This window comes from Bradyrhizobium sp. CCBAU 21365 (assembly GCF_015291305.1).
Classification (GTDB): domain Bacteria; phylum Pseudomonadota; class Alphaproteobacteria; order Rhizobiales; family Xanthobacteraceae; genus Bradyrhizobium; species Bradyrhizobium elkanii.
Map to the genome: position 1 here is coordinate 6406290 of NZ_CP030036.1, position 22882 is coordinate 6429171.

The following is a 22882-nucleotide window of genomic DNA, read 5'->3' on the forward strand; positions in this document are numbered from 1 at the left end:
ATTCTCGGTGCTCACGACGAGGGCCTCCCGTCAGTCCGGACAATTCTGACCTTCTGCTGGTGCTCTTCTCCCAACCGCAATTCGGCCGCCGCGAACAGCCGATCGACAATCAGCACGTTGCTAAAGGCTCGGTAGTTGACAATCTCGGTCTTGCCGTCGGAGCCAAGCACGAACAGCGGCGGCATTTCACCTTGAACAATGCCTTGCGGAAACTCGACATAGACCTTTCGGCCATCGTCATAGGCCGCAAGCGGACGCCACGGCGGACTGTCGCCCTCGATCGCGTAACGGAACCGGCGCTGCGACGCGTCAGGCAGCGCGGGCGTTAATGGCGCCGATCTCCCCTTTCCCTGCGCTGCTTCCGGATAATACCAGGCAACGGAGGGCATGTAGGACTTTTCGCGGGCACGAAGCTCGATCAAATAGGTGCGTCGGTCGGTATTGACGACGAGGTTCGTCTCGATCGCCGCCCGGGTCGGTTTAACCAGGACATGCACGCGGCGTGTTTCGCCGCTGCCGCTTTCGGTATCACCGACCACCCAGCGCACCGTATCACCCGCGGCGATCGGCCCGCTTCCTGTCAGCTGCTCGCCTTCCTCCAAGGCGATATCGGTGATCTGTCCCGGCGCCGCATAGACCTGATAGAGCGCACCGGGACTAAAACTGTAGATCTGCGCCGCATTGAAATATCCTTTCTTGCGCGGTTCGACCCTGGCAGCGCTGTTGGCGGTTTCTATTCGGCCAACGGGCTCGGCATCTTCCTTCGTCCCGAACTTGCCGCCGAGGGTGGGCTTCCAAGACGGTGGAATATGGACGGGTCGGGCCCGATCATCCGCCGGCCCCGGAGGCGGCGGCAGCGCCGGCACATCCGCGTCGTAGGCGATTTCGGGCGGGATGAATGTTGAGCAGCCGCCCAGCAGGAGGCTGCAGGACATCACTATTGAAACGGCTCCCCTCCTGTGCGCCATAGCCTTAAGTCTCATTGCCCCAGCTCCTTCGACCAATTGATTGTGTTGACGTAGATTCCGAGCGGGTTCTTGCGCAGCTGGTCAGCGTCGTGCGGGGTTCTGATCACAACCGACAAGATTGCCGTCCAGCGTTCGGTCGAAGACAAAGCTCCGTTCTCGTAGACGCGCTGAACCCATGCCACGCGAAAGCTGTCCGGTGATGCCCGAATGACGCTCGAGACATCGATTGAGATCTGGACCTTGCCGAGCTTCGCAAACGGGTCATTGGCCCGCGCATATTCGTTGAGAGCGACAGCCCCACGGTCAGTGGTGAAGTCATAGGCCCTGAGCCAGTTTTGGCGGAGGACGATTGCATCGGACGGCAAGCTGCGAACGTCTTCGATCAAGCGAGCCAGGTGGTAAGCGAGCTGTGGATCGCTCGCCTCGTAGTCCGGATTTGCTGGCGCAACTCTCTGCGCTTGACCAAGGCGATCGACCTCAACAATCCAGGGTGTGATCGTGCCTTGCGCGGATTGCCAAATAAGACCACCGGCAAGGCCGCACGACAAGGCCAGGCAGCCGAAGGCCATCAGCCTCCAATTCCTGGCTTGAACGCGAGCTGCTCCAATGCGCTCGTCCCAGACTTGCGCTGCCTTCTGATACGGCGTCACCGGTTCAGGTGCGCGTCCGTAGTGAACTGAAGATCGTCTGAACATCATACCCTCAACACAGAATTCAGATTGTTTGACCGCAGCCGGAAGTCCGTCGGCACTCAGTGTTCTCCCTCCGAGACTTTGACGGAGCTGCCAGCTCCACCGTGATCACCGGATCGAACGGCATGACTCGCCGCGGACACGCCATGGCTGATGGTCTGGGCGCGCTTCATGCGCTGTGCCCAAGCCGGAGAATCGTCGGCGGAGCCTTGCCCCTCTGACTGTTTGCCGCCGCCAAGGACCGCTGCAGCGCGACGGAGGGGACTAGCGGCAGCGGAAAGGCCAGCCTCGGCGACGCCAGTTACGCCGCCGTTGCGGTAGGCCGCCGCGGTTCCCCTGGCGACTGCGCCGCCACCACGGGCGGCACCTGCAAGGGCGCCTCCAGCCAAACCGGCAGCGCCAGCCGCCACGCCAACACTGGCGGCGACGACGCCGCCAGCCGCAAGTCCAGTCCCTACGGCAGCACCCGCTCCAAGCTGTGGGCCGCCCGAGACAAGTCCATTGGCTATGCCAGGGCCGAAGATGCCGAGGCCCAGTAGGGATAGCGCGGCCAGAACCAACGTCATCGCATCTTCGATCGTCGGCTGACCTCCACTGAAGCCGGCTGTGAACTGTGAAAACAAGGTCGAGCCGATGCCGACGATGACAGCCAGCACCAGGACCTTGATGCCCGACGAGACGACGTTGCCCAGAACGCGCTCGGCGGCAAAAGCGGTCTTGCCAAACAGACCGAACGGAATCAGCACAAAGCCGGCCAAGGTCGTCAGCTTGAACTCGATCAGTGTGACGAACAGCTGAATGGCCAGAATAAAGAAGGCCAGCAGCACGACGACCCAGGCGAACAGAAGAACCACGATCTGGATGAAATTCTCGAAGAAGCTGATGTACCCCATCAGATTCGAGATCGAGTCGAGGATCGGTCGACCGGCATCGAGACCAACCTGCGCGATCTTTCCTGGACGGACGAAATCGGCGGCCGAAAGGCTGGTGCCGGACGCCTTTAGGCCGAGACCCGCGAAGCTCTCGAAGACGATCCGGGCGAGACTGTTCCAGTTACCGATGAGATAGGCGAAAACGCCGACAAAGAGCGTCTTCTTAACAAGTCGCGCGACGACATCATTGTCGCCGCCCCAAGCCCAAAATAGCGCAGCGAGCGTAATGTCGATTGCCACCAACGTGGTCGCGAGGTAGCCGATTTCGCTGCCGAGCAGCCCAAAACCGCCGTCGATGTAATGCGCGAAGGTTTCGAGGAATTGATCGATGACGCCAGTACCTGTCATTGAAACCCCTCGGCCGGCGTTGCCACGGATGGGTAGCCCTGCAGCATCCGGCCTTGGTCTTTCTTCGGGATCATCTCCTCGCTCAAGCCAGAAGAAGCTCTGCCAGTTCTATGACCAAAGAACCGTCTTCGGTTTTCGCTCCAGATTCTTCGGCACTGCTCAAACTCGGCTCCCTGCCCTAACGTCACAGTGCGGCAGCGCGCCAGGTCTGGTTCTGGCGGTCCGGCCTTCCACACACTCGTTTGTTTCGCAGCCGCATCGTTGCCAGACTCGCGCAATTGGATCGCGCAAGCGGCCGTTGCCAGGACTGCCATCCCGACAGCCACAACGGATGGCAACCGTTTGAAGGGACCAAGACCATCCATCAGTGGAACATCCGCACACTCGAGGACTGGTAACCCTGGCCGGGCGCTAAGAAACGTCGAAGCTGCTCACGCCCTTGATCTTGAGCCGCCGCACGCTGAGCGGATTCCAGCGCCTGAGCTCTGCTTTGTGCCGCCACCGTTGCGGTGAGATCGGCGAGTTGCTGTGCCTGGAGCGCAAGGATCTGATTACCTGCCTGCGTTGCCTGCAGCGCACCGCTCGCGCTCTGGCTTGAAGTCACCAGTGCTGTACTCTGCGCGCGATGAGTGTCGAGATTGCCGACCACGCCCGCCTGGACGCGCAGGGCGTCATGAAGCGCTGCGAGCGAGTTCTGCCACCGTGTCTGGGCACCGACAATCAGCGCGGCATTGGATTGACCGCCTGTCATCGGCGCGTAGCTCGTGGCAAAGGCACGATCAATCTGCTGCACGTCATAGGCGACGCGCTGGGCTTGGGACAAAAGCTGCTGGGTACGCTGGATCGATGACTGCAGCTGCTGAAGCGCGGAATATGGCAGACTGGCCAGGTTTTTCGCCTGATTGATCAACATCTGCGTCTGATTCTGCAGCGAAGTGATCTGGTTGTTGATCTGCTGCAGTTCGCGCGCCGCTGTCAGGACATTCTGGGCGTAGTTGCTGGGGTCAAAGACAATCACTGCATGTGCCGTATTTGCGCTGACGAGCGACAACGCAAGCATGCTGACTGCCGCGATCAATCGACGACGGTTCATCGGATCTTCTCCAGATTGGTGAGATTAGTAATGAGATCCGTGGCCCACCCGACGCCACGGTGCCGAAGCCACGACGTGACAAAGCCCTCCCGGCCATGCTCTGCGAGCAATTGGTCGATCACGACCTGATCGGACTTAGCTGAGGCCGCGGTAAAGGCGAGTGCGACCTCGCCAAGGCCGAGTTCGAACATTCGGTTGCCACGGCGAGACTGGCAGTAGTAATCCCGCTGCGGAGTCGCCCGGCTCAGAAGCTCGATCTGGCGGTCATTGAGACCAAAGCGTTGATAGATTGCCTTGATCTGTGGCTCGATTGCCCGCTCGTTCGGCAGCAATAGCCGTGTCGGACAGCTCTCGATGATGGCTGGCGCGATCTTCGACCCGTCGATGTCCGACAACGACTGAGTGGCGAACACAACGGAAGCATTCTTCTTCCGCAGCGTTTTCAGCCACTCGCGGAGCTGGCCGGCGAAATCGGCATCATCCAGCGCCAACCAACCTTCGTCGACGATGATGAGCGTCGGCCGGCCATCAAGACGGTCGCCAATCCGGTGAAAGAGATATGCGAGCACGGCGGCTGCAGCGCCGGTTCCGATCAATCCCTCGGTCTCAAAGGCCTGGATCGAGGCCTCGCCCAAGCGCTCGAACTCCGCGTCGAGCAACCGCCCGTAGGGTCCGCCCAGGCAATAGGGCTGCAAGGCGCGCTTCAGGACCGCCGACTGCAGCAGGACCGAGAGTCCAGTCAACGTCCTCTCCTGCACAGGTGCCGACGCAAGAGACGTCAGCGCCGACCACAAATGGTCTTTCGCGTCGGGCGTGATCTCAATCTTCTCCCGGGTGAGGATCGAGGCAATCCATTCCGTGGCCCAGCCTCGCTCGTTGGGATCGTCAATCCAGGCCAAAGGCTGCAACGCGACTGCCTCCTCCGGCCCGCCGGACAGCGCTCCCCCAAGGTCATGCCAATCTCCGCCCATCGCGAATGAAGCCGCCCTGATCGAACCGCCGAAATCGAACGCAAAGACCTGGGCATTGGGGTAGCGGCGGAATTGCAGCGCCATCAACGCAAGCAGAACCGACTTGCCGGCGCCGGTCGGGCCAACCACAAGGGTATGGCCGACGTCCCCGACATGCAGCGAGAAGCGGAACGGGGTCGCGCCTTCCGTCTTGCCGTAGATAAGAGGCGGTGCGTCGAAGTGGCGATCTCGCGGTTCTCCGGCCCATACGGCCGACAGTGGAATTAGATGCGCCAGATTGAGCGTCGAGATCGGCGGTTGACGAACATTGGCGTAGACATGTCCAGGCAGACTGCCGAGCCACGCCTCAACGGCGTTGACGGTCTCGACCATGCAGGTGAAGTCGCGGCCCTGGATGACCTTCTCGGCAAGACGGAGCTTTTCGTCGGCCGCGCGTGGATCGGTGTCCCAGACCGTGACCGTCGCCGTGACAAATGCCTGGCCGATTTGGTCGGATCCGAGCTCCTGAAGCGCTGCGTCGGCGTCCATCGCCTTGTTGTGGGCATCGGTATCCAGGAGTGACGATGCTTCATTGGTCATCACCTCCTTGAGAATCGCAGCGATCGACTTGCGCTTGGCAAACCACTGACGCCGGATTTTCGTCAGAAGTTTCGTGGCCTCGAGCTTGTCGAGCATGATGGCGCGGGTCGACCAACGATACGGAAACGCCAGACGATTGAGGTCGTCGAGAATTCCGGGCGTGGTCGCGGTCGGGAATCCCACGACGGTTAGAACGCGCAAGTGAAAGGCGCCCACCATCGGCTCCAGGCCGCCGGTCAGTGTCTGGTCGGCGAGAAGTGCGTCGAGATACATCGGGATTTCGGGAACACGAACCCGATGCCGGTTGGTCGAGACTGTGGAATGGAGGTAGGTGAGAGTCGCGCCATCGCCGAGCCATTCGCATTCCGGCATAAAACCTTCGACGAGCTGCAGCACGCGGTCTGTAAGGTCGATAAACGTCCGCAGAGTTTCGCGCGCGTCGGCCTGTTCGGTATGATCGCGTCCTTCGTACAGTAGCCGTTCAACGCGCGATGCGTCCTCCGGCGGCGGTAGATAGAGGAACGTCAGGAAGTAGCTTGATTCGTAGTGAGCGCTTTCCTCCTCAAATTGTGCCTGCCGCTCGGCATCGACCAATGCGGAGGCCACGTCCGGAAACGTGCTGGCGGGATAGGTCCCGGCCGAATGCCGTTGCGCTTCGACGAACACCGCCCAGCCCGAGCCCAGGCGGCGCAAGGCGTTGTTGAGACGCCCACTGACGCCGACGAGCTCGGCCGGCACAGCGCTGTCGAGATCCGGACCTCGAAACTTCGCAGTACGCTGGAATGAACCGTCCTTGTTCAGGATTACGCCATTGGCGATCAACGCCGCCCAGGGCAGGAAATCGGCAAGCCGGATACTGGTCCGACGGTACTCGTAGAGATTGATCATGGAACGAACTCAGACGCTGAGGTGCCCGGGGATACGCAGGTGCCGTCGAACGACCTCGACAAAGGCCGGATCGCGTTTGGCAGCCCACACCGCGGCCATGTGACCAACAAACCAGAGCAGAAGACCCGCCAACCAAAGGCGCAGACCAAGGCCCACCGCCGCGGCGAATGTTCCGTTCAGAATCGCGATCGACCGCGGTGCCCCGCCCAACAGGATTGGTTCGGTCAGCGCGCGATGCACGGGCGCGACAAAGCCTGCGACCGGTTCGTCCATCAGATCACCACGCCGCCACCGAAGGAGAAGAACGAAAGAAAGAAGCTCGACGCCGCAAAGGCGATCGACAGGCCGAACACAATCTGGATCAGTCTGCGAAATCCACCCGACGTATCGCCAAATGCTAGCGTCAGCCCGGTGACGATGATGATGATGACGGCCATGATCTTGGCGACCGGCCCTTCGACGGATTGCAGGATCTGGTTGAGCGGCTGTTCCCAGGGCATGTTGGAGCCGGCGGCCCAGGCTGAGGTCACAGCGATTAGAACGATGCCGGATGCGGCAGCGAAGGCCGCCCCTACCGAAAGTCGCGATCGAAAGATCATATCAGGTCTCCTGCTGATGAGAGGCTGTAGTCACCCGTCGCACCAAGCCCGGTCACGCGAGCGAGCTCGGCGAGACGCCGCTCGGCGCCTCGGCCGGACAGGACGGCAATGACGTTGATGGTCTCGGCAATCAGGGCGCGCGGGACCGTAATGACCGCTTCCTGGATGAGCTGCTCCAGCCGGCGTAGCGCACCGAGCGCGGTACCCGCATGGATCGTGCCGATGCCGCCGGGGTGACCGGTGCCCCATGCTTTGAGTAGATCGAGCGCTTCGGCGCCGCGCACCTCGCCGATCGGAATGCGATCTGGCCGCAGTCGAAGCGACGAGCGCACAAGATCGGAGAGCGAAACGATTCCGTCCTTGGTCCGAAGTGCAACCAGATTCGGCGCCCTGCACTGCAGTTCGCGGGTATCCTCGATCAGCACCACGCGATCATTGGTCTTCGCGACTTCGGCAAGCAGAGCGTTAATGAGGGTCGTTTTGCCCGTTGAGGTGCCGCCGGCGACCAGGATGTTCATCCGCGCAGACACCGCCTGTCGCAACGTGACGGCCTGATCTGACCTCATGATGCCGGAGGCCGCATATTCATCGAGCGTGAATACTGCGACCGCGGGTTTGCGGATGGCGAACGTCGGTGCGGCGACCACCGGAGGAAGCAGGCCTTCGAAACGCTCTCCGGTTTCGGGGAGCTCGGCCGAAAGTCTGGGCGCAGCGGCGTGCACCTCAGCGCCGACATGATGCGCAACCACGCGAATGATGCGCTCGCCATCTACGGCGGAGAGGCGTTCACCGGTGTCGGTCAGCCCAACTGACAGCCGGTCGATCCATAACCGGCCGTCCGGATTGAGCATGACCTCGACAACCGCGTCATCTTCCAGATAACGCGCAATCGCGGCTCCAAGCGCACTGCGCAACATCCGCGCGCCGCGGGAGATCGCTTCCGACTGAAAGGTATGGATCGCCACTGCTTGCCCCCACCGATCGAGGACAAGTCAGATCACCGTCCTCGGATGGGGATGATTAGAAAACGCACCAACTCCCTTCCTGCAATACGGCAACGGCAGTCGTCGTACTGCAGCGTAGAAAGAGAAAGACTCGGAAAGACAGGGGCCGCGTGCGATCAGATCGACTGGTTAGGAAACGAGCGAATCCGTCGCCGCACTGCAACCCACCAAAAGCGTCGGTCGTCTCTTTGCCGCTTCTTGGCTATGGCTGACGGTCTGAACGTCCACCGATAACATCAGCTTCCCGAAGCGAAGCGGATTTCCCTAGGACCAGTCGCTATCGGCAGCTTTTGACCTGTTGCTGGCAATCGACCGGCTAGGGTAACCTTGGGCGCGTTGCCGAAAACAGGGGCATCTCATGAACAGGCGGTACGGACTTGGACTTTGTGTGGCCACGCTGATCTCGGTCGCGGCATTTACGACCACTGCCATGTCTCAAGCGAAGTCTCTGAAAGATCAGTTGGTTGGCACTTGGATCTACGTATCCAGCTCCGCCACGCGTGAAGATGGCAGTGCGATTGAGAGGCCAAAGCTGCAAGGCGCTGTCACCTACACCGCCGACGGGCGCTTCCATTTCATCACTGTGCGTTCCGACGCGCCAAAGTATGCATCAGGGGACTCTGCGCGCCCTTCTGCAGATGAGGCTATGGCCATAGCTTCGGGTATTGTTGCCTACACTGGGACGTATACCGTTGAGGAGAGCACCAAGACGATTACCGTCAATATCGAGACGAGCTCATTTCCCAACTTGGTCGGAGCGCCAAATCAACGTCGGATCGTGACATCGATCACCGACAATGAGTTGAATTTCACAAATCCACGCACTCCAGCCGGCATCACGCTGGCATTGGTGTTCAAGCGGGCAAAATGACGATCCGACCGTCGTCGGCGTTTGGTCAGCTTTTGGCCCATAGCTGACGGTCTGCATAACTGTCGCGAACGTCCACTATTCGAGGTGAACCGGAAGGTGCCAAGCCCGGTCGCTATAACCGGATTTTGATCTCGGCGGGCGCTCACACGTGTGATTGTGCTCCGTTTCTTCCATAATATGCATGCACGGGGTGCTGGCGCATCACCGCCGACTGTCCTTGGAGCAAATGTTCAGGGCGCCTCTTCAATCGAAATGTCTTCGGAAATTTCCTGCCGAAGCTTTGGCCCCTTCCCTAATCGACGGCCGAGCGCTGAAACGAACGCATCGTACCGCTCGCCTGCCTTCGCGCGTGCCGCCTGTGCGGCCGGTTCGGGCAATGCCGGTGTCGTGGCTAGCCAAAAGCGGATGAATACGGCGAGCGTCTCAATCGCAATACCGACATCCCGCTCAAGACGGAGCATGCGACGATCAAACTGGTCGAGGCGTCTCGCGATCGCAGCCTCCTGCCGTTCTGAGGCATCTGGCGAAAGGAAAGATTCAATGGCCGCTTCTGCAACCAATGAGCGGGAGTGGCCGCGCCGTGCCGCATGTTCGGCAAGTCGCCCCATGACGTTGGGATCGAGGTAGACCGAGAGGCGCTGTTTCCGGGGTGGTTTTGCCATGGAAGTCTCAGAGGTCTATACCGTCGCCGGGATCGAGCGATGCCTGTCTTGCCACCCTTTGCATGGCACGGTTCATGTGGCGGCTGCGAGTAACGTCATCGTCCTCGTCGTCAACCGGATCGATTTCGAATTCATTCTGGACTGATGTCCTCATCTCGACCGCCTTTACGAGGTTAAGTTCAGGCTGAAGGCGGTGTTCGGATTCGGTTGGGTCATCGCCCGCGGCTTGGGATGCACACATCGCGTCGCCGATTTGCGACTGTGCCCGTAGCAGCAACGTGGTCCACTCGCACTTTGCGTGCTCTTTTGGTGCCGTCAGCTTGGGTGGGGACAGAATACGCTCCTTGAGGCGAGCATCCTCGTAGTAGCGCGCCTTCTTCGCGCGGATGGGTGGCGTGCCGGCGATCATGACGATTTCATCCGTGGGCGGAAGCTGCATCACCTCACCGGGCGTGAGCAGTGGGCGCGCGGTCTCCTGGCGTGAAACCATCAGATGGCCAAGCCAGGGGTTCAGCCGGTGACCGGCATAATTCTTCATGGCGCGCATCTCGGTCGCGGTGCCGAGTGCGTCCGACACGCGCTTGGCTGTGCGCTCGTCGTTGGTGGCAAAACTGACCCGGACATGGCAATTGTCGAGGATCGCGTTATTCGCGCCGTAAGCTTTTTCGATCTGATTGAGAGACTGCGCGATCAGAAAGCTTTTAAGCCCATAGCCTGCCATGAAAGCCAGCGCCGACTCGAAGAAGTCGAGGCGTCCTAGCGCGGGAAACTCGTCCAGCATGAGAAGCACTCGGTGACGGCCGGCCTCGGCGTGAAGATCCTCCGTCAGGCGGCGCCCGATCTGGTTGAGGATCAGGCGGATTAGCGGCTTGGTCCTGACAATGTCGGAGGGCGGTACCACAAGGTAGAGCGTCGTCGGATGCTTGGCGCCTGCGAGGTCTATGATCCGCCAGTCGCAGCGTCGCGTGACCTCGGCAACGACGGGATCGCGATAGAGACCGAGGAACGACATAGCCGTCGAAAGAACGCCGGACCGCTCATTCTCCGACTTGTTCAACAGCTCGCGGGCGGCGCTGGCGATGACGGGATGCGGACCACTGGACCCCAGATGCCCCGTCTTCATCATCGCGGCGAGCGTTGATTCGATCGGGCGCCTGGGGTCTGAGAGAAAAGCAGCGACGCCGGCGAGCGTCTTGTCCTCCTCAGCATAGAGGACATGAAGTATCGCGCCGACCAGCAGCGCGTGACTGGTCTTCTCCCAATGGTTCCGCTTGTCCAAGCTTCCTTCCGGATCGACCAGGATGTCGGCGATGTTCTGGACATCGCGCACCTCCCATTCACCGCGGCGAACCTCCAGCAATGGATTGTAGGCCGAGGACTCCGGATTGGTCGGATCGAACAACAGCACGCGACCATGCCGGGCGCGGAATCCGGCGGTGAGCTGCCAGTTCTCGCCTTTGATATCGTGGACGATCGCCGATCCCGGCCAAGTCAGCAGGGATGGCACGACCAGTCCGACGCCCTTGCCCGAGCGGGTCGGCGCGAAGCACAGAACATGCTCCGGTCCGTCATGGCGCAGATAGGCCTCACCATAGCACCCGAGGACCACTCCGTCGGGGCCAAGAAGGCCAGCTGCCCTCACCTCCTCCGCCTCGGCCCATCGGGCGGAGCCGTAGGTCTCAATCCTCGTCGCCTCGCGGGCCCGCCAGACCGACATGCCAATGGCGACTGCGACAGAGATGAAGCCGCCCGATGCCGCAATGTAGGCGCCCTCAACGAAGACCCACGGCGCATAGGCGTCGAAGCCGTACCACCACCAGAAGAACGACGGCGGGAGGTAGAAGGGAAGACCGAACAGCCGAAACCAGGGAGTGCCCAACTCAGGCTGGAACGCGAGGCGCCAGGCCACCCACTCCGTCGCGCCCCAGGTCGTCGCCACGATGATGGCAACGACGGCGATGATCTGGCCCCAAAATATCCTGGTGGCGGGCATGTCCGAGGTCCTTTCTGATAGAGCTAGAGACCAAGCCCTCGCTTGCGCCCAAAACTCCAGTCGATGCCGCCGCCATCGCGCGCGACGCCGGAGACCTGCCGACCGAGGTGTTGCTCGAGGGCCGGCGTCCAGGGCACGAGCTGGAATCCGAGTCCGTCGTCGAGCATGGCGAAGCGGCCGGACGCGAGAGCCAGACGCTGGCGATAGACGCCGGCAACGTATTCGCCGCTTCTCGCCCGATTGAACGGCCGCCCTATGTCGGCTACGAGCTTTTCGCCGATCGCGTCAAGTTCCCGGCGGCGCAACGTATCTATCAGACTGTGAGCGAAGGTGATGCGCTGTCCTTGTCGTTCGGCAAGTCCCTGCTGGATGAGATATTCGGCGCGGGCGTCCAAAGCCTGCCGCACCTCGGCGCCGAAGCCGCCAGTGGAGAATGCGGCCGGCTCGCGCGCGATGTTCTGCCTGTCGAGCCAGGTGGCACCAGACGCCGTAATCTGCCGATCGATATCAAAATCAGAGCGGACGGCGAGCGCGATCCGGCGTTGCCCTCGTGCGTCATCGAACTTGCGGAGCTCAACGACCGAGCCGGGAGCACTGTCGCCCACGGCGTCGAGATCGGGCAGCCTGATATGATGGGTACGCCCGTCAACACCATCGACCACGGCGTAAGCCGTGCCTGTCAATTCATCGTGGAGACCGCGGTCGACCAATCGTCCAATGATCGGCGTGTCCAGGGTCTCGGTGGCAAGAACGTAGCTCGCAGATCCCCGCTCGATGCCACGCCTAGTCAGCGCGCGGTGCATCCGCTTGATGATATCGCTACGCTCGCCAAGTTCGCGCAGCGTCGCTTCGGCTCGCTCGTCGATCGCCCATTGGCCAGGGCCGACCTCCTCTGCGAGTCCGAGCGCTTCTAGCTTGCGCAGCCGACCGACTTTCAGCGTGTGATACTCATCCGGCTGAGCGCCTGGATCGGGCGCGAGGTCCACGATTCCGGTCGCGCGGCCGTCACGGACAAGCTGGTGATCGAGCTGCGTCCAGTGCTCCGCTTCGACCTGGCGCTCGAGATTGCGACGGATTTCGAGATCGGTCCGCGGCCCCAGTTCCTGGGTGACGCGATCGGCCGCTCGCGCGCGCATTCCTTCCTTAATGTAGTCGCGGGCAATGACGAGGTCTTGGCCGTCGTCGGCTCGGCCGCGCAGAATGATGTGAACGTGAGGGTTGTCCGTATTCCAGTGATCGACACCTGTCCAATCAAGCTTGGTGCCGAGATCGTTCTCCATTTGACTCATCAGGTCCCGGGCAAACGACTTGAGGTCGGCCAGCTCTACGGCATCCTCGGGTGAGACGATGAAGCGGAAATGGTGTCGATCGCCCTCCGTCCGCTCGGCAAAGGCACGGCTATCTACCTCATCGGTCTGCGGCCCGAACAAGCGGGCTTTCTCGCCATCGCGGGTGACGCCTTCGCGGCGGAGGTAGCCGAGATGGGCCACCAGAGGGGCTGCGCTTGCATGATGACGCACAACACGGGTCTTGATGACGACGACACGCGAGCGGCTGGTCAGGAACCGGTTGGCGCGCACGCTTGCCGTTCGGCCGCGCCCAAATGTCGATCGATTGCCGTGCGTGATTTGGCCGGTACGTGATACGCGTGCGCCGGCCTTCCGGGCCGCCGCAAGCACCTGCGCGACGAACGGTCTGGCGCGCTGAGCCCGGGACGAGCGGATCCGGCCTGGCCGGATGCGGAATCTGTCCTCGCCGTTCATGATTGCGCGCCCGCACATCGCGACAGGAAGCTGAAAACGTTACGAAATCCGTGGAGGCGCGAGGCGCGTGAAACGCTGGCACCTCTCGAAAACACAGCATAACCCGTTGAAACATCACGACCGTCCGAAGCCGCACCTCGCGGCCTTTTATCTCGCCATCGCGCTGTCGTTGCCTCCCGCCTCCCTCGCGTTGCCGCCCATTCCTCTCGGGGGCACACCAATGCATACCGACCCGCGAATGCCGTCATCGCAGGCCTCCCGCATCGGATCTCGATACGAATAGACCTGTTGCCTGAGGCACGAGGGCCGAGCTGCCGTGACCGGAACCGGCCGCTAGCGCCTGATTCCGCGGGTACTCAAGCCGCCGCCAGATAGCGGACTTTGAGTTTTCAGATCGCTCAATGAAGAGCACGCCCGCAGGCGGCTGTGGACGAGTGAATGTGCCGACGGCTGCATTGTCGCTGCCAATAGCTGGTAGGAGCTTCTGCAAATAGGCTTCGGTCTCGACGGGAAGTTGACGGCCGGCGAGATGCGCCTCGTAGCGACCAGGACCCGCGTTGTAGGCCGCAAGGAAGCCTGGCGAACCATACCGATCGTGCAGTTCGCGAAGGTACGCCGTGCCAGCAAGAATGTTGTCGCTGGGATCGTAGGGATCGGTGCCAAGACCGTACCGCGCGCGCAGCTCCGCCCACGTCTCTGGCATGATTTGCATCAGGCCCATAGCGCCTTTCGGTGACTTCGCACGCACGTCTCCGGCGCTTTCGGCGTCTATGACGGCACGTATCCAGCGCGTGGGAACGCTAAAGCGACGCGATGCTTCGTCAACGCAATTAGCCAAGGGATCACTGGTTCGACTGCTCGCCGCAGCCTGCGCAGGATGGCCTTCGGCTATCGCGGGACTGCTATTCAAGGGCAGCGCAGCAAACAGCAGCACGACGATCCGCAAGCCCTTTTCGAACAGACGTGAGCATGCCGCCGTGCTCAGGCCCATCCAGGGTAAAGATGTTTCACGCCGGCCTTGCGGCCGTCCTGGACAGCGCCTGCGCGCGGCACCTGCGCAATCGTTGGTCAGGACGGAGGAATGGTGTTGCACTTGGCCGAACAGAGGAATGGAAAAGCGAATTCGCAATGCACGCACGATCAGTCCTCCCAGGTCCACACTGGCCGCGCGCGCCCGATGACGACCGATGCCGGCAAGAACCCGAAATAGCGACCGTCCAGCGAGTTGGCGGACTGTCCGTTCATGAGGAAGAGTTCGCCCGCGCCGACGATGCGGCAGCCCTGCCATTTCGGGAGCGGCCGCCCGCGGCCATCGCGTTCTCGCGCCTCGCCTAATTCGATTGCGTCCACGGAAACTATGAGCCCATTTCTGCAGACCGTCTGGCCCGGAAGGGCCAGCACGTGTTTGAGCATTGGCATACCGACCGGCAGATAGCCGTTCAGATCAAGGAACGTCGCAAGCGGTTCCGGCGGCTGAATGGCGACCAGCTCGGAGACGAACAGACTGTCGGCATGCTGCAGACGGTAGAGCCCGATAGGCACGCTCTCGGATGCATTCCAGATGTAGATGGGCGCCATCTCCCGAACGGCAGGTATGACAAGAGCCGCAGCACCGCCGAGCATCGCAACAAGCGTCTTGAACCGGCCCGTCATCGCATGACTTTTTGCCGGCGAAGCCAGGCCTGATGGCGTGTTTGTGTGTACGGGCGCGGCTTCTCGTTGACCGACAGCCGGTTATGAACGTGATGCCAATAGTCGGGGGCGGCATCCGCCGGATTAACGCCGAGCGCTTCGACGGCATCGATCAGTTGAAGCACACGTTCGACTTTCGGCCATCCTGACACGCGCAGGAGACTCTCACCGCCGGGTTTCACATAGGGCACGGTCGAATATGGCGCTCCAGGCGACACGGCTCGCAGAATATCGATGCGCGAGATGACTGTTCCGAAGTCGTTCGACACCCATCGGACGAACGCAAAGATGTTGCCTGGCGCAAACGACAGCAGCCGTCGGCTGCGGTCGAGGGTCTTTTCATGGGTGGCGCGCCCAAACCGAATTCGGTTCTCGATGCGCCTTTCAAGCCAAAGAAGCTCGACTTCGGTGCAGTCGCTCATGAGGCGCCCCGAGGTCGAAAGATGTTCCTATCGCCTGGCTGCAGCTCTGTTGCGATGCCGGACGTGCGCTGTTCATAGGGAGACGAAGCAGGACGATCTGATGCTTGCTGGCGATTGTCGCCGGCTCCGCGAATGGCGCAGTCCGTTAGAAGAAATCCGGAGGATTTCCGGTTAGTAGAATTGCGGCGGCCGTAAGGCGTGAAGGAACAACGAGTTAGTCCCCATCCCGGTCTCCGATAGCACGAGGGTCCGGTCCTCAATGGCACGAGGCTTGCGGTCCTCGATAGCACGAGCTGATTCACAAATTTTCCTCCGAATCCGTAATGAGACCGCGCTTGCGAAGTCGCGCGGTGATCGCGTCAAGAGGGATGGGTTTGAAGTTCAGTCGCTCGGCGCCGTTTGAATCGCGGCGGATCACGAGTTCATAGCCTGGCAGGGTCTGCCGGCTGACGATTTGGCGCAGGTCGTACGCAAAGTGCTTGAGCGGCGATAGGCTTCCCAACTGGGCATGCAGATGCACAAGGTCAAAGCTCCCGTTGCCGTTCTGGCGGTCGCCGTGTTTGCGCGCCAGACGATAAAGCCAGCGCTCAAGGCCGCCGGTCAGATCGAAATAGGCGCGATCGATCGCGAGCACGAGAGCGTCACCGATCACTCCGGCATAGAACCAGTCTGGCAAAATCAGCTCGAGACCGAGCGGACGTCCGCTTGCATCGGCGGTTTCCTTCCATTCGTTGATCCACGAGAAGCGATGTCTCCGCCGCTCCGTGGGTTGACGGATCGAGGTCAGCACCGTTGTTAACTGCAGTCTATCGAGACCAGCCTTCAGCCGATCATAATCCCGCGCGCTTGTGCCGCGGCCGACGAACGTCAAAATCTCGTAAGGAGTTGCAGACATCAGGCGCGAGGTCCGCAATCCGGCGTCGCGAGCTTCGACGATCTGCGAAGCTGCCCAGATCAGGACATCTGCGTCCCAAATGGTGGCCATGCCGTGCTCCAGCGCGGCCTCAACACGAATGGAAATCGCACCCGCTCGGAAGTCGATCAGCATAACACGCTTCGTTTTTGCGAGCGGGAAGAAGGGATAAGCCATCAGATCCTGCGCGTCGCGGGGCGCGAGATTGCCAGGAAGAGATCGAAAAAGCTCGAGCTGGCCGCGCTCGGAGGAGAGTGTTCGCCGCATGATCTCTGATCTCGGACCACGATCAACGACGTTCCTGGCCTGCGTAAGGACGCAGGACAGGATGCTTCTTGGCAGGCAGCACGGTCCCCTTTCCGGGGTCGGACGTCGACGTCTTGGCTCCGAGATCAGCCCACGCTTTCAGATCATCCAGCGCATAGACGACACGCCCGCCGATCTTCCGGTAAACTGGCCCCGTTCCGTATGTCCGGTGCTTCTCAAGCGTACGGCCGGAGAGGCCAAGGTAACGCGCAGCCTCTGTGGTGCGGAGAAAGCGCGGGGGTAGACCGGCCATCGGATCGGGCATCTGACAACTCCAGAATGACAGCGCAATCTGCCTGCGGCGCCGGCGTGTATGCGGTCATATTGGAGAAGCGCGATGTCGGAGCGGGATGCCGAAGTTTGAGGGGGCGATTTTCGAACCCCCGGAGACGGTGGGTCTATTCGCCTCGGCGGCTAGGCCGCAGCAGTCGGCGATAGCCGCCGCGCGCGAGAGCGAGCCCGCTCTGGACTAGCCGAATAGTCCGACTGCGGAGATCGTGCGTCTTCCAGGCGCTATCGGGGATTCCTTTCCCACCGAACAACGCCTCTCCAATGGCACGGTATGTGTTGCCTGCAGTTTGCGCATCGAGCGCGCGCAGGGCTTCGCTGAAGCGCTTGCGCCGTTGCTTTGATAGCTCACGAAAGGCTGGGCCGGCGCTGCGCCCGTTCATAGCGCGCCACAACCGACGCGCGGCAAATGCCCGTTCTTCAAAATCCCGGTCAAACCGCAGCACGGCAACATAGCGAGCGCCAACGGTCGGCGGCGATTTCGACCAGACGCGATGGTCAACCGCGGCGATACGCAGCACTGCATGCCAACCGTCAGCAGCACGGCGGATTTGGCCAGCCGCAAGATCGAGCAGCGGTTGAGAGCCGACGCCGGGCCCCTGAGACGGCGCGCTCACTGCAATTGGGACGACGGTCGGCAGAACCTCGGGAGCCCAGAAGACGGTATGCTCCCTGAAGGACTTCAGCGGGTCATGGGCGAAAGCAGATACCCCACCTCCTCCTGAATTCGGGTGTCACGTCGCCATCCGGGCTGATGGCGATCATTGTTTCGTAGTCGCGTCGATAATCGGCGTTACGGCGAAGACATTCCCAGGCGATGTCGGTAATTTCTCCATCCTGAAGGATTTTGTAGGATTCTGGCGACCGCCAGTCGAATTTAGGCATTGCTCCGCCCCATTGCAGCTAGCAGGGATTGCGGTGCAATAATTGTGAACGATTTGGTTGTAGAAAGTCCCTATTTCGGCACCACATGGTGCGCGACGGAGACCACCACTCTGACAGGAAAGTCCTTTTCAGTGCGGCATCTCGCGCGGCGGTTTTCGTCTAATTGGCGCCGCCTTTGCGCAAAAAACGCCCCTGTTCGGTCATCCACTTAGCGCGCGCTAGATGGCTCTCATAGGCAGTTCGCGCACGGTGTGGGTCACTTTCCGGATCAATATGCAGAACTATTCGCGCGACTTCGCGCCAGTCCGCTCCCTCATCCTCCGCCTGCAAAAGGCGCAGGTAGGTGACAAGGTGCTTTTCGTCGTAGGACGTGGGAGTGGTGTCGCCGGGCGCGCGATCGGTGACGGGGGGATCCAAGGGAGAATTTTGTACCATGTACATTTTAAGCAAGTGGCTCAGAGCGCATCCGACAAATGAATAGCATACTTGCTGACGAATAGGAATGATCGTTCCTAGAACGATCGTTCCAGCTCTGGCTCCCATGTCGCCATGGATCTCAAGGAGGTCATGGCGACCAATCTGCGTCGGATACGCCACGATTCAGAAATGACGCAAGAGGAGTTGGCCGAGCGCGCGGGCCTGAGCGCACGATACGTCGGCGCTATTGAGCGCGGCGATGTGTCGGCAAGTATCACTGTACTTGGACAGATTTCTGAAGCGCTAGGAGTTGACCCGTGCGACTTACTTAAGAGGCCCGGGCGGTTGAGCAAGTCATAGGCCTCTAAAGGACGAGTCAGTTGAGCAGTGACGCGGCTCCCAGTTCCTCTTGATACAAGTCTAGGATAAGTTTGATCTTCCGCGAGCCGGGCCGAAGGCGCGGCGAGCGCCGGACGCGGCTACGCGTCGCGCCGCCGATCCGGCTGGATCGACGGCGCGACTAGACCGACGCAGCGCTGGTCGCGCAGCTGATGTCCTTAACTTGCACGCTCCATCAAACGCTTCGCTTTGCCTGCGAGCTCAAGACGTGTCCTGATGAGCCTTGCCGCGCACGAACGCCGTAATTCCTTGCACTAAATCGAAGATACTCTCCGGCTTACGACTTTCCTCGCACAGAACGGGTTTCGATGATTTTTGCGGCGTCGGACTTGGAGAACCCTTCCCGACGTAGGAATACTTGGCAAATCCTCGTCGGTTCAAGCAACGATCCGCTCTCGCGCGGCCATCATGCCTTCCACGAATGAGGTTGGCGACAAATTGGCAAAGCGTGTCAATGCTGGCGTCGCTTCGTGCGCACACCGTTGCGCCGCGAATTTCAAATGGCGGATCGCGATCTCCTCGAAATTCTCGACGCCCCAGAGGTTGCGGTTCTTGCAGATAGGAGCTCGCATTCCCCAGCGTCTTGCTGCCCACCTCTCTATTTCAACAATAGGGGCCGAGCCGGGTGACTTGCTCAAGAAGACTGGGCGAGCACATCGTAGGCCACCTAAATTACCTGTAAAGCGTTGCGAGGCCCTCGGCTCGTCTTGAAGTCTGACCGGTACGACATCCGTGATATGTCAAGCTGGGCCGAACGCGGCTGCGTGACGCGGCAACCGATCCGGCTTCGTCAGAATATGACCTATGGCTGCGCGCGTACTTCAACAGCGACCTGAAATCGTGATTTTCCTCGGCGAGCACAGCTACACACGCTTCACTTTACGCAGCGTACCGGTGTCCTGGATTCTGCTGCCGTCCCAAGTGAGCGGTTTGCCGACGAGTTTCCCGACCAGCGGATCAACCATCATTCGCGCGTGGTGGCCATTACCTTGGGGAAGCCATAGATCTGCGTGAGACGATGAGAGAGCCGCACCGCGATTTTCTTCTGGCGAAAACGTGTTGCTTTCAACCGCTCTGAACGTCTGCTTGGACAGCCACTTCTAGACGCCATTCGTTAGCAGCGCCTCTCGCGCCATCACGGCGACGGCGCGTCGAGACAGTGCCGTCGACGATACTCGCCTCTCCAACCTTGTTGAGGGCGGCGCTGGTCGTAATCCATGTCTGAATTAAATCGCCACGTAGAGCCGGATGGCGTGGGCGGACAAATGCGGCGGATGTCGGTATTTCGATACCGTTTCCTGTTCTGCGCAAGACTCCCGGCACATGGAAAAATTGTGAGCTTGGTGCTACATATTTGTTCGATTTGTAGTGCGAAGGTGACAAGATGCCTACCCCGCATACCCCCCCTGCTGCCGTCCGACGCGTGGTACGCAAGCTCGGGGCCGACATCCATGATGCCCGTCGACGCCGACGACTTCCGATGGCGGTCGTGGCCGAACGCGCCTTCACGTCTCGCTCGACATTGCAAAGGGTCGAAGCCGGGGACACCAACGTCGGCATCGGCATCTATGCCGGCGTCCTACAAGCGCTCGGCTTGCTCGACGGCCTGAACCAGGTCGCCGACATCAGCAACGACAGCGTTGGGCGGGCTCTGGCTAGCGCTGATCTGCCCAAACGCGTCCACCTCAAGCGGCCGGCCGGGTCGTCCCACGATGGCTGACTTCGAAGTACATATCGATCTGGACGGCCGCACACGCCCGATCGGGCTGGCGAGGAGCAATCGTGTCCGAGGCACGGAGACCATTCTCTTCGAATATGACGGCACATGGCTTGAGGATCCGGACCGCTTCTCGCTGGAGCCAGCACTGGCGCTGACCCGTGGTGCCTTCGCACCACGCGCCGGACTAGCGACCTTCGGTTCGATCGGAGACTCGGCGCCGGATACCTGGGGTCGTCGCCTCATGCAACGCGCCGAGCGTCGCCTCGCCGAACACGAAGGCCGAGCCGTTCGCACCCTCACGGAAAGTGACTACCTGCTCGGCGTAGCCGACGAGGCACGGCTTGGCGCGCTCCGCTTCCGCTGGGCTGGCGACGAGGTTTTTCAGAGACCAATTCGCGCCGGCGTTCCTGCCCTGATCGAACTTGGTCGGTTGCTCCAAATCACCGAGCGGATTCTCCGGGATGAGGAAACGGATGAGGACCTCCAGCTCATCTTTGCCCCTGGCTCCTCGCTCGGCGGCGCACGTCCGAAGGCGTCGGTCATCGACCAGCATGGTTACCTCTCCATCGCGAAATTTCCAAAGGAGACCGATGACTATAGCATAGAGACCTGGGAAGAGATCGCTCTGCTGCTGGCCAGCAAGGCAGGTATCGCCGTTCCCCAGCACGAGCTGATCGACATCGCTGGCAAGCCGCTCATGTTGTCGCGACGGTTCGACCGCAATGGTGCGATCCGCATCCCATTCCTGTCGGCGATGGCAATGGTGGGTGCCAAGGACGTCGAGCGCGGCAGCTATCCGGAGATCGTCGATGCCCTAGCCGAACACGGCGCTCAGGCAAGGACAGACGCCCATGCCCTCTATCGGCGTGTCGTCTTCAACGTACTGATCTCCAATGTCGACGACCACCTCCGTAATCACGGCTTCCTGTGGCTTGGAAAGGCGGGCTGGTCTCTCTCGCCGGCATATGATCTCAATCCCGTTCCAACTGATCTCAAGGCCCGGGTGCTGACGACGAACATCGATCTCGACGAGGGCACCTGTTCACTCGACCTGCTGGAAGCAGCGTCCGGATTTTTTGCACTTACGTTGCCGCAGGCTCGCGCGATCATCAAAGAAGTCGCGACCGTGACCGTGACCTGGCGCGATACGGCCAGGGCGGTCGGCGCCCGCTCGGCCGAGATCAACCGCATGGCCAGCGCTTTCGAGCACGACGATCTCAAACGGGCGCTGACGCTATAAGGAGGACATTCCTCCACGCTTCGAGCCCGCCAGTGCCAGACCATTTACTCTGCGCCGCCGCTGATCTGGAAGTTTCAAAGATCGAAGATGCCAGGAATTCGGAAAGTGCTGTAGACACCTGCCGCGGCCTACGGTGCGTGGTCGATCCCAGACCATTGCTGACACGGACTAGCGCGGAACACATTCATCTTCAAGAGCAGCGCTGACAGACAGATGACGTAAATCTCCCTGTTCAAGCGCTTCGTCGCTATCTAGTGCGCTAGTTCAATGCCTTGATCGCAGCTTGGCCGGCAATGCCTTGACTGCTGATGCAAAGAGCCCCGGCCGGCCAACCGGACGGGGCTCTTTTTAGCGGTCGAACGTCAGTCGCCGTTCTTTCGCAGCCGCGACCAGATGAGGGTAAAGCCGTCACCTTCCTCGTCGTCGAACAGGTTCGCGTAGATCGGCGCGTTGAACGAGGGATCGTCGAGCTTGAGCGAGAGGTAGTCGCGGCCCTCCTCGGAGCGCTTCGACCAGGCGGCGCCGATCTCTGCGCGGCCAACGAAGATGCGATGGCTCGGGGCATTGTCGTTGGATCGGTTGGTCTCGGGTACGATCCTGACGCCCCTGGTCTGGAGGCTCAGGGTGACGATCTCGCCCTGCAACTCGCGGCCGACTTTCTTGAAATAACCGATGTTAGCCATGTCACTTCTCCTTGATGTTTCGAGGCGCGACCATCGCGGCCTCGATGGCGATCTACAGGCCAAAGACGAGCGACGACGCACCCGCATGCGGGCTGGAGCGCAGCGGAGGACGCCAGTGGGGAGACTTTCTTGTCCCGCGAGGAATGGGCGTTAGCCCAGGGGAAGAAAGTCGCCCCACGGCGTTGCGTTCAGGCGATCGAGGCGCAGCCGCTCTTAGGCCAGATCAAGCCATCAAGAGGCCAGGTGGTCTGTCATCGAACGGCATCCTCCAGAGAAGTCTTGGCCAACCTCGGCTATGCTGCACAAGATGTCGCTGCGTTCGGGCGAAGAGACGGAAACAGACGCGAAGGAATAGGCGTAATTGATCGCCTTGAGCATTCGCGACGAGATGCCCGTGTACTGCGTTGATCGTGCGAGCAAGGTGAGAGAAGTCAGGGACCAAGCGCTCAACGTTGGCCACGTTACTCGCGGTCTATCCGGCGGACCGATCAACGCCTCGATCGCGAGCAATTTCGATCGACAGACCGACTTATCCCCACCGCGCCTTGGCAGAA

General features: G+C 60.9%; 25 protein-coding genes and 1 pseudogene. 4 read left to right on the forward strand and 22 right to left on the reverse strand.

All coding sequences use genetic code 11. From position 1 onward, the window contains the following. Positions 1 to 11: 11 nt before the first annotated feature. From trbG to trbB, 9 genes are read right to left on the reverse strand one after another with little or no spacing between them, the layout of a single operon-like run. Positions 12 to 983: a P-type conjugative transfer protein TrbG gene (trbG, locus tag XI02_RS30165; RefSeq protein WP_370143061.1), complete on the reverse strand. Its 972-nt coding sequence runs from the start codon at positions 981 to 983 to the stop codon at positions 12 to 14. Next, positions 980 to 1663 carry a conjugal transfer protein TrbF gene (gene trbF / locus XI02_RS30170; RefSeq protein WP_172649136.1) on the reverse strand — a complete coding sequence of 228 codons (684 nt, stop codon included), beginning with the start codon at positions 1661 to 1663 and terminating at the stop codon, positions 980 to 982. Before trbF ends, trbG begins: the two co-directional genes overlap by 4 nt. Before the next feature lie 56 nt (positions 1664 to 1719). Continuing rightward, a complete protein-coding gene (trbL, locus tag XI02_RS30175; RefSeq protein WP_194483242.1) occupies positions 1720 to 2940 on the reverse strand; it encodes a P-type conjugative transfer protein TrbL in 1221 nt (406 codons plus the stop codon). Next, positions 2937 to 3305 (reverse strand): putative entry exclusion protein TrbK-alt, encoded by a 369-nt coding sequence (gene trbK-alt / locus XI02_RS46480; protein ID WP_172647578.1) that lies wholly within the window; start codon positions 3303 to 3305, stop codon positions 2937 to 2939. The genes trbL and trbK-alt overlap by 4 nt, the downstream gene beginning before the upstream one ends. Next, positions 3305 to 4033 carry a P-type conjugative transfer protein TrbJ gene (gene trbJ, locus XI02_RS30185; RefSeq protein ID WP_172647577.1) on the reverse strand — a complete coding sequence of 243 codons (729 nt, stop codon included), beginning with the start codon at positions 4031 to 4033 and terminating at the stop codon, positions 3305 to 3307. Before trbJ ends, trbK-alt begins: the two co-directional genes overlap by 1 nt. Next, positions 4030 to 6471 carry a conjugal transfer protein TrbE gene (gene trbE / locus XI02_RS30190; RefSeq protein WP_172647576.1) on the reverse strand — a complete coding sequence of 814 codons (2442 nt, stop codon included), beginning with the start codon at positions 6469 to 6471 and terminating at the stop codon, positions 4030 to 4032. Before trbE ends, trbJ begins: the two co-directional genes overlap by 4 nt. 9 nt (positions 6472 to 6480) lie before the next feature. After that, positions 6481 to 6744, reverse strand: coding sequence for a VirB3 family type IV secretion system protein (locus tag XI02_RS30195; RefSeq protein ID WP_172647575.1), 264 nt, complete (start codon positions 6742 to 6744; stop codon positions 6481 to 6483). Further along, complete coding sequence (locus XI02_RS30200) at positions 6744 to 7070, reverse strand: TrbC/VirB2 family protein (protein ID WP_172647574.1); 327 nt, start codon at positions 7068 to 7070, stop codon at positions 6744 to 6746. The genes XI02_RS30195 and XI02_RS30200 overlap by 1 nt, the downstream gene beginning before the upstream one ends. Next, on the reverse strand, positions 7067 to 8035 hold the full coding sequence (gene trbB, locus XI02_RS30205; protein ID WP_172647573.1) for a P-type conjugative transfer ATPase TrbB: 969 nt from the start codon (positions 8033 to 8035) through the stop codon (positions 7067 to 7069). The genes XI02_RS30200 and trbB overlap by 4 nt, the downstream gene beginning before the upstream one ends. Positions 8036 to 8462: 427 nt before the next feature. Between trbB and XI02_RS30210 the strand changes: the two genes are divergently transcribed. Beyond that, positions 8463 to 8945, forward strand: a complete 483-nt coding sequence (locus tag XI02_RS30210) for a lipocalin-like domain-containing protein (protein ID WP_172647572.1) — start codon at positions 8463 to 8465, stop codon at positions 8943 to 8945. Between the two features lie 230 nt (positions 8946 to 9175). Here the strand turns inward: XI02_RS30210 and XI02_RS30215 are convergent, their stop codons facing one another. The 11 genes from XI02_RS30215 to XI02_RS30265 form a co-directional block, all read right to left on the reverse strand. Continuing rightward, entirely contained in the window at positions 9176 to 9607 is a 432-nt protein-coding gene (locus XI02_RS30215; protein WP_172647571.1) for a ribbon-helix-helix protein, CopG family, read from the reverse strand. Positions 9608 to 9614: 7 nt separating this feature from the next. Further along, positions 9615 to 11600, reverse strand: coding sequence for a conjugal transfer protein TraG (locus tag XI02_RS30220; RefSeq protein ID WP_172647570.1), 1986 nt, complete (start codon positions 11598 to 11600; stop codon positions 9615 to 9617). Positions 11601 to 11623: 23 nt separating this feature from the next. Next, on the reverse strand, positions 11624 to 13363 hold the full coding sequence (locus XI02_RS30225) for a VirD2 family relaxase/mobilization nuclease (protein ID WP_172647569.1): 1740 nt from the start codon (positions 13361 to 13363) through the stop codon (positions 11624 to 11626). A 244-nt stretch (positions 13364 to 13607) separates the two neighbouring features. After that, positions 13608 to 14501: a lytic transglycosylase domain-containing protein gene (locus XI02_RS30230; protein ID WP_225162318.1), complete on the reverse strand. Its 894-nt coding sequence runs from the start codon at positions 14499 to 14501 to the stop codon at positions 13608 to 13610. Between the two features lie 2 nt (positions 14502 to 14503). Beyond that, on the reverse strand, positions 14504 to 15016 hold the full coding sequence (locus XI02_RS30235; RefSeq protein ID WP_172647568.1) for a S26 family signal peptidase: 513 nt from the start codon (positions 15014 to 15016) through the stop codon (positions 14504 to 14506). Further along, the gene (locus XI02_RS30240; RefSeq protein WP_172647567.1) at positions 15013 to 15477 is read right to left on the reverse strand and encodes a DUF2840 domain-containing protein; all 465 of its coding nucleotides are present in this window, start codon (positions 15475 to 15477) and stop codon (positions 15013 to 15015) included. The genes XI02_RS30235 and XI02_RS30240 overlap by 4 nt, the downstream gene beginning before the upstream one ends. Positions 15478 to 15775: 298 nt before the next feature. After that, positions 15776 to 16657 carry a replication initiator protein A gene (locus XI02_RS30245; RefSeq protein ID WP_172647566.1) on the reverse strand — a complete coding sequence of 294 codons (882 nt, stop codon included), beginning with the start codon at positions 16655 to 16657 and terminating at the stop codon, positions 15776 to 15778. A gap of 22 nt (positions 16658 to 16679) precedes the next feature. Next, a complete protein-coding gene (locus XI02_RS30250; RefSeq protein ID WP_172647565.1) occupies positions 16680 to 16961 on the reverse strand; it encodes an AlpA family transcriptional regulator in 282 nt (93 codons plus the stop codon). A gap of 133 nt (positions 16962 to 17094) precedes the next feature. Further along, positions 17095 to 17367: a DUF2285 domain-containing protein gene (locus XI02_RS45510; RefSeq protein WP_244981141.1), complete on the reverse strand. Its 273-nt coding sequence runs from the start codon at positions 17365 to 17367 to the stop codon at positions 17095 to 17097. Positions 17368 to 17674: 307 nt separating this feature from the next. Beyond that, entirely contained in the window at positions 17675 to 17869 is a 195-nt protein-coding gene (locus tag XI02_RS30260) for a transcriptional regulator domain-containing protein (protein ID WP_172647564.1), read from the reverse strand. Positions 17870 to 18028: 159 nt separating this feature from the next. Then, on the reverse strand, positions 18029 to 18304 hold the full coding sequence (locus tag XI02_RS30265; protein ID WP_172649133.1) for a DUF2285 domain-containing protein: 276 nt from the start codon (positions 18302 to 18304) through the stop codon (positions 18029 to 18031). Between the two features lie 114 nt (positions 18305 to 18418). Between XI02_RS30265 and XI02_RS30270 the strand changes: the two genes are divergently transcribed. Further along, complete coding sequence (locus XI02_RS30270; RefSeq protein ID WP_172647563.1) at positions 18419 to 18646, forward strand: helix-turn-helix domain-containing protein; 228 nt, start codon at positions 18419 to 18421, stop codon at positions 18644 to 18646. A gap of 197 nt (positions 18647 to 18843) precedes the next feature. Here the strand turns inward: XI02_RS30270 and XI02_RS30275 are convergent. Continuing rightward, positions 18844 to 19288: pseudogene (locus tag XI02_RS30275) on the reverse strand (DUF932 domain-containing protein); the annotation flags it as partial. Positions 19289 to 20069: 781 nt separating this feature from the next. On the opposite strand from XI02_RS30275, the gene XI02_RS30280 reads away from it, so the two are divergent. Then, positions 20070 to 20405 (forward strand): helix-turn-helix domain-containing protein, encoded by a 336-nt coding sequence (locus XI02_RS30280; protein ID WP_172647562.1) that lies wholly within the window; start codon positions 20070 to 20072, stop codon positions 20403 to 20405. Then, on the forward strand, positions 20398 to 21645 hold the full coding sequence (locus XI02_RS30285; RefSeq protein ID WP_172647561.1) for a type II toxin-antitoxin system HipA family toxin: 1248 nt from the start codon (positions 20398 to 20400) through the stop codon (positions 21643 to 21645). The genes XI02_RS30280 and XI02_RS30285 overlap by 8 nt, the downstream gene beginning before the upstream one ends. A gap of 362 nt (positions 21646 to 22007) precedes the next feature. Here XI02_RS30285 and XI02_RS30290 read toward each other — a convergent pair whose 3' ends face one another. Beyond that, positions 22008 to 22328, reverse strand: a complete 321-nt coding sequence (locus tag XI02_RS30290; protein ID WP_018272761.1) for a DUF736 domain-containing protein — start codon at positions 22326 to 22328, stop codon at positions 22008 to 22010. Positions 22329 to 22882 lie beyond the last annotated feature (554 nt).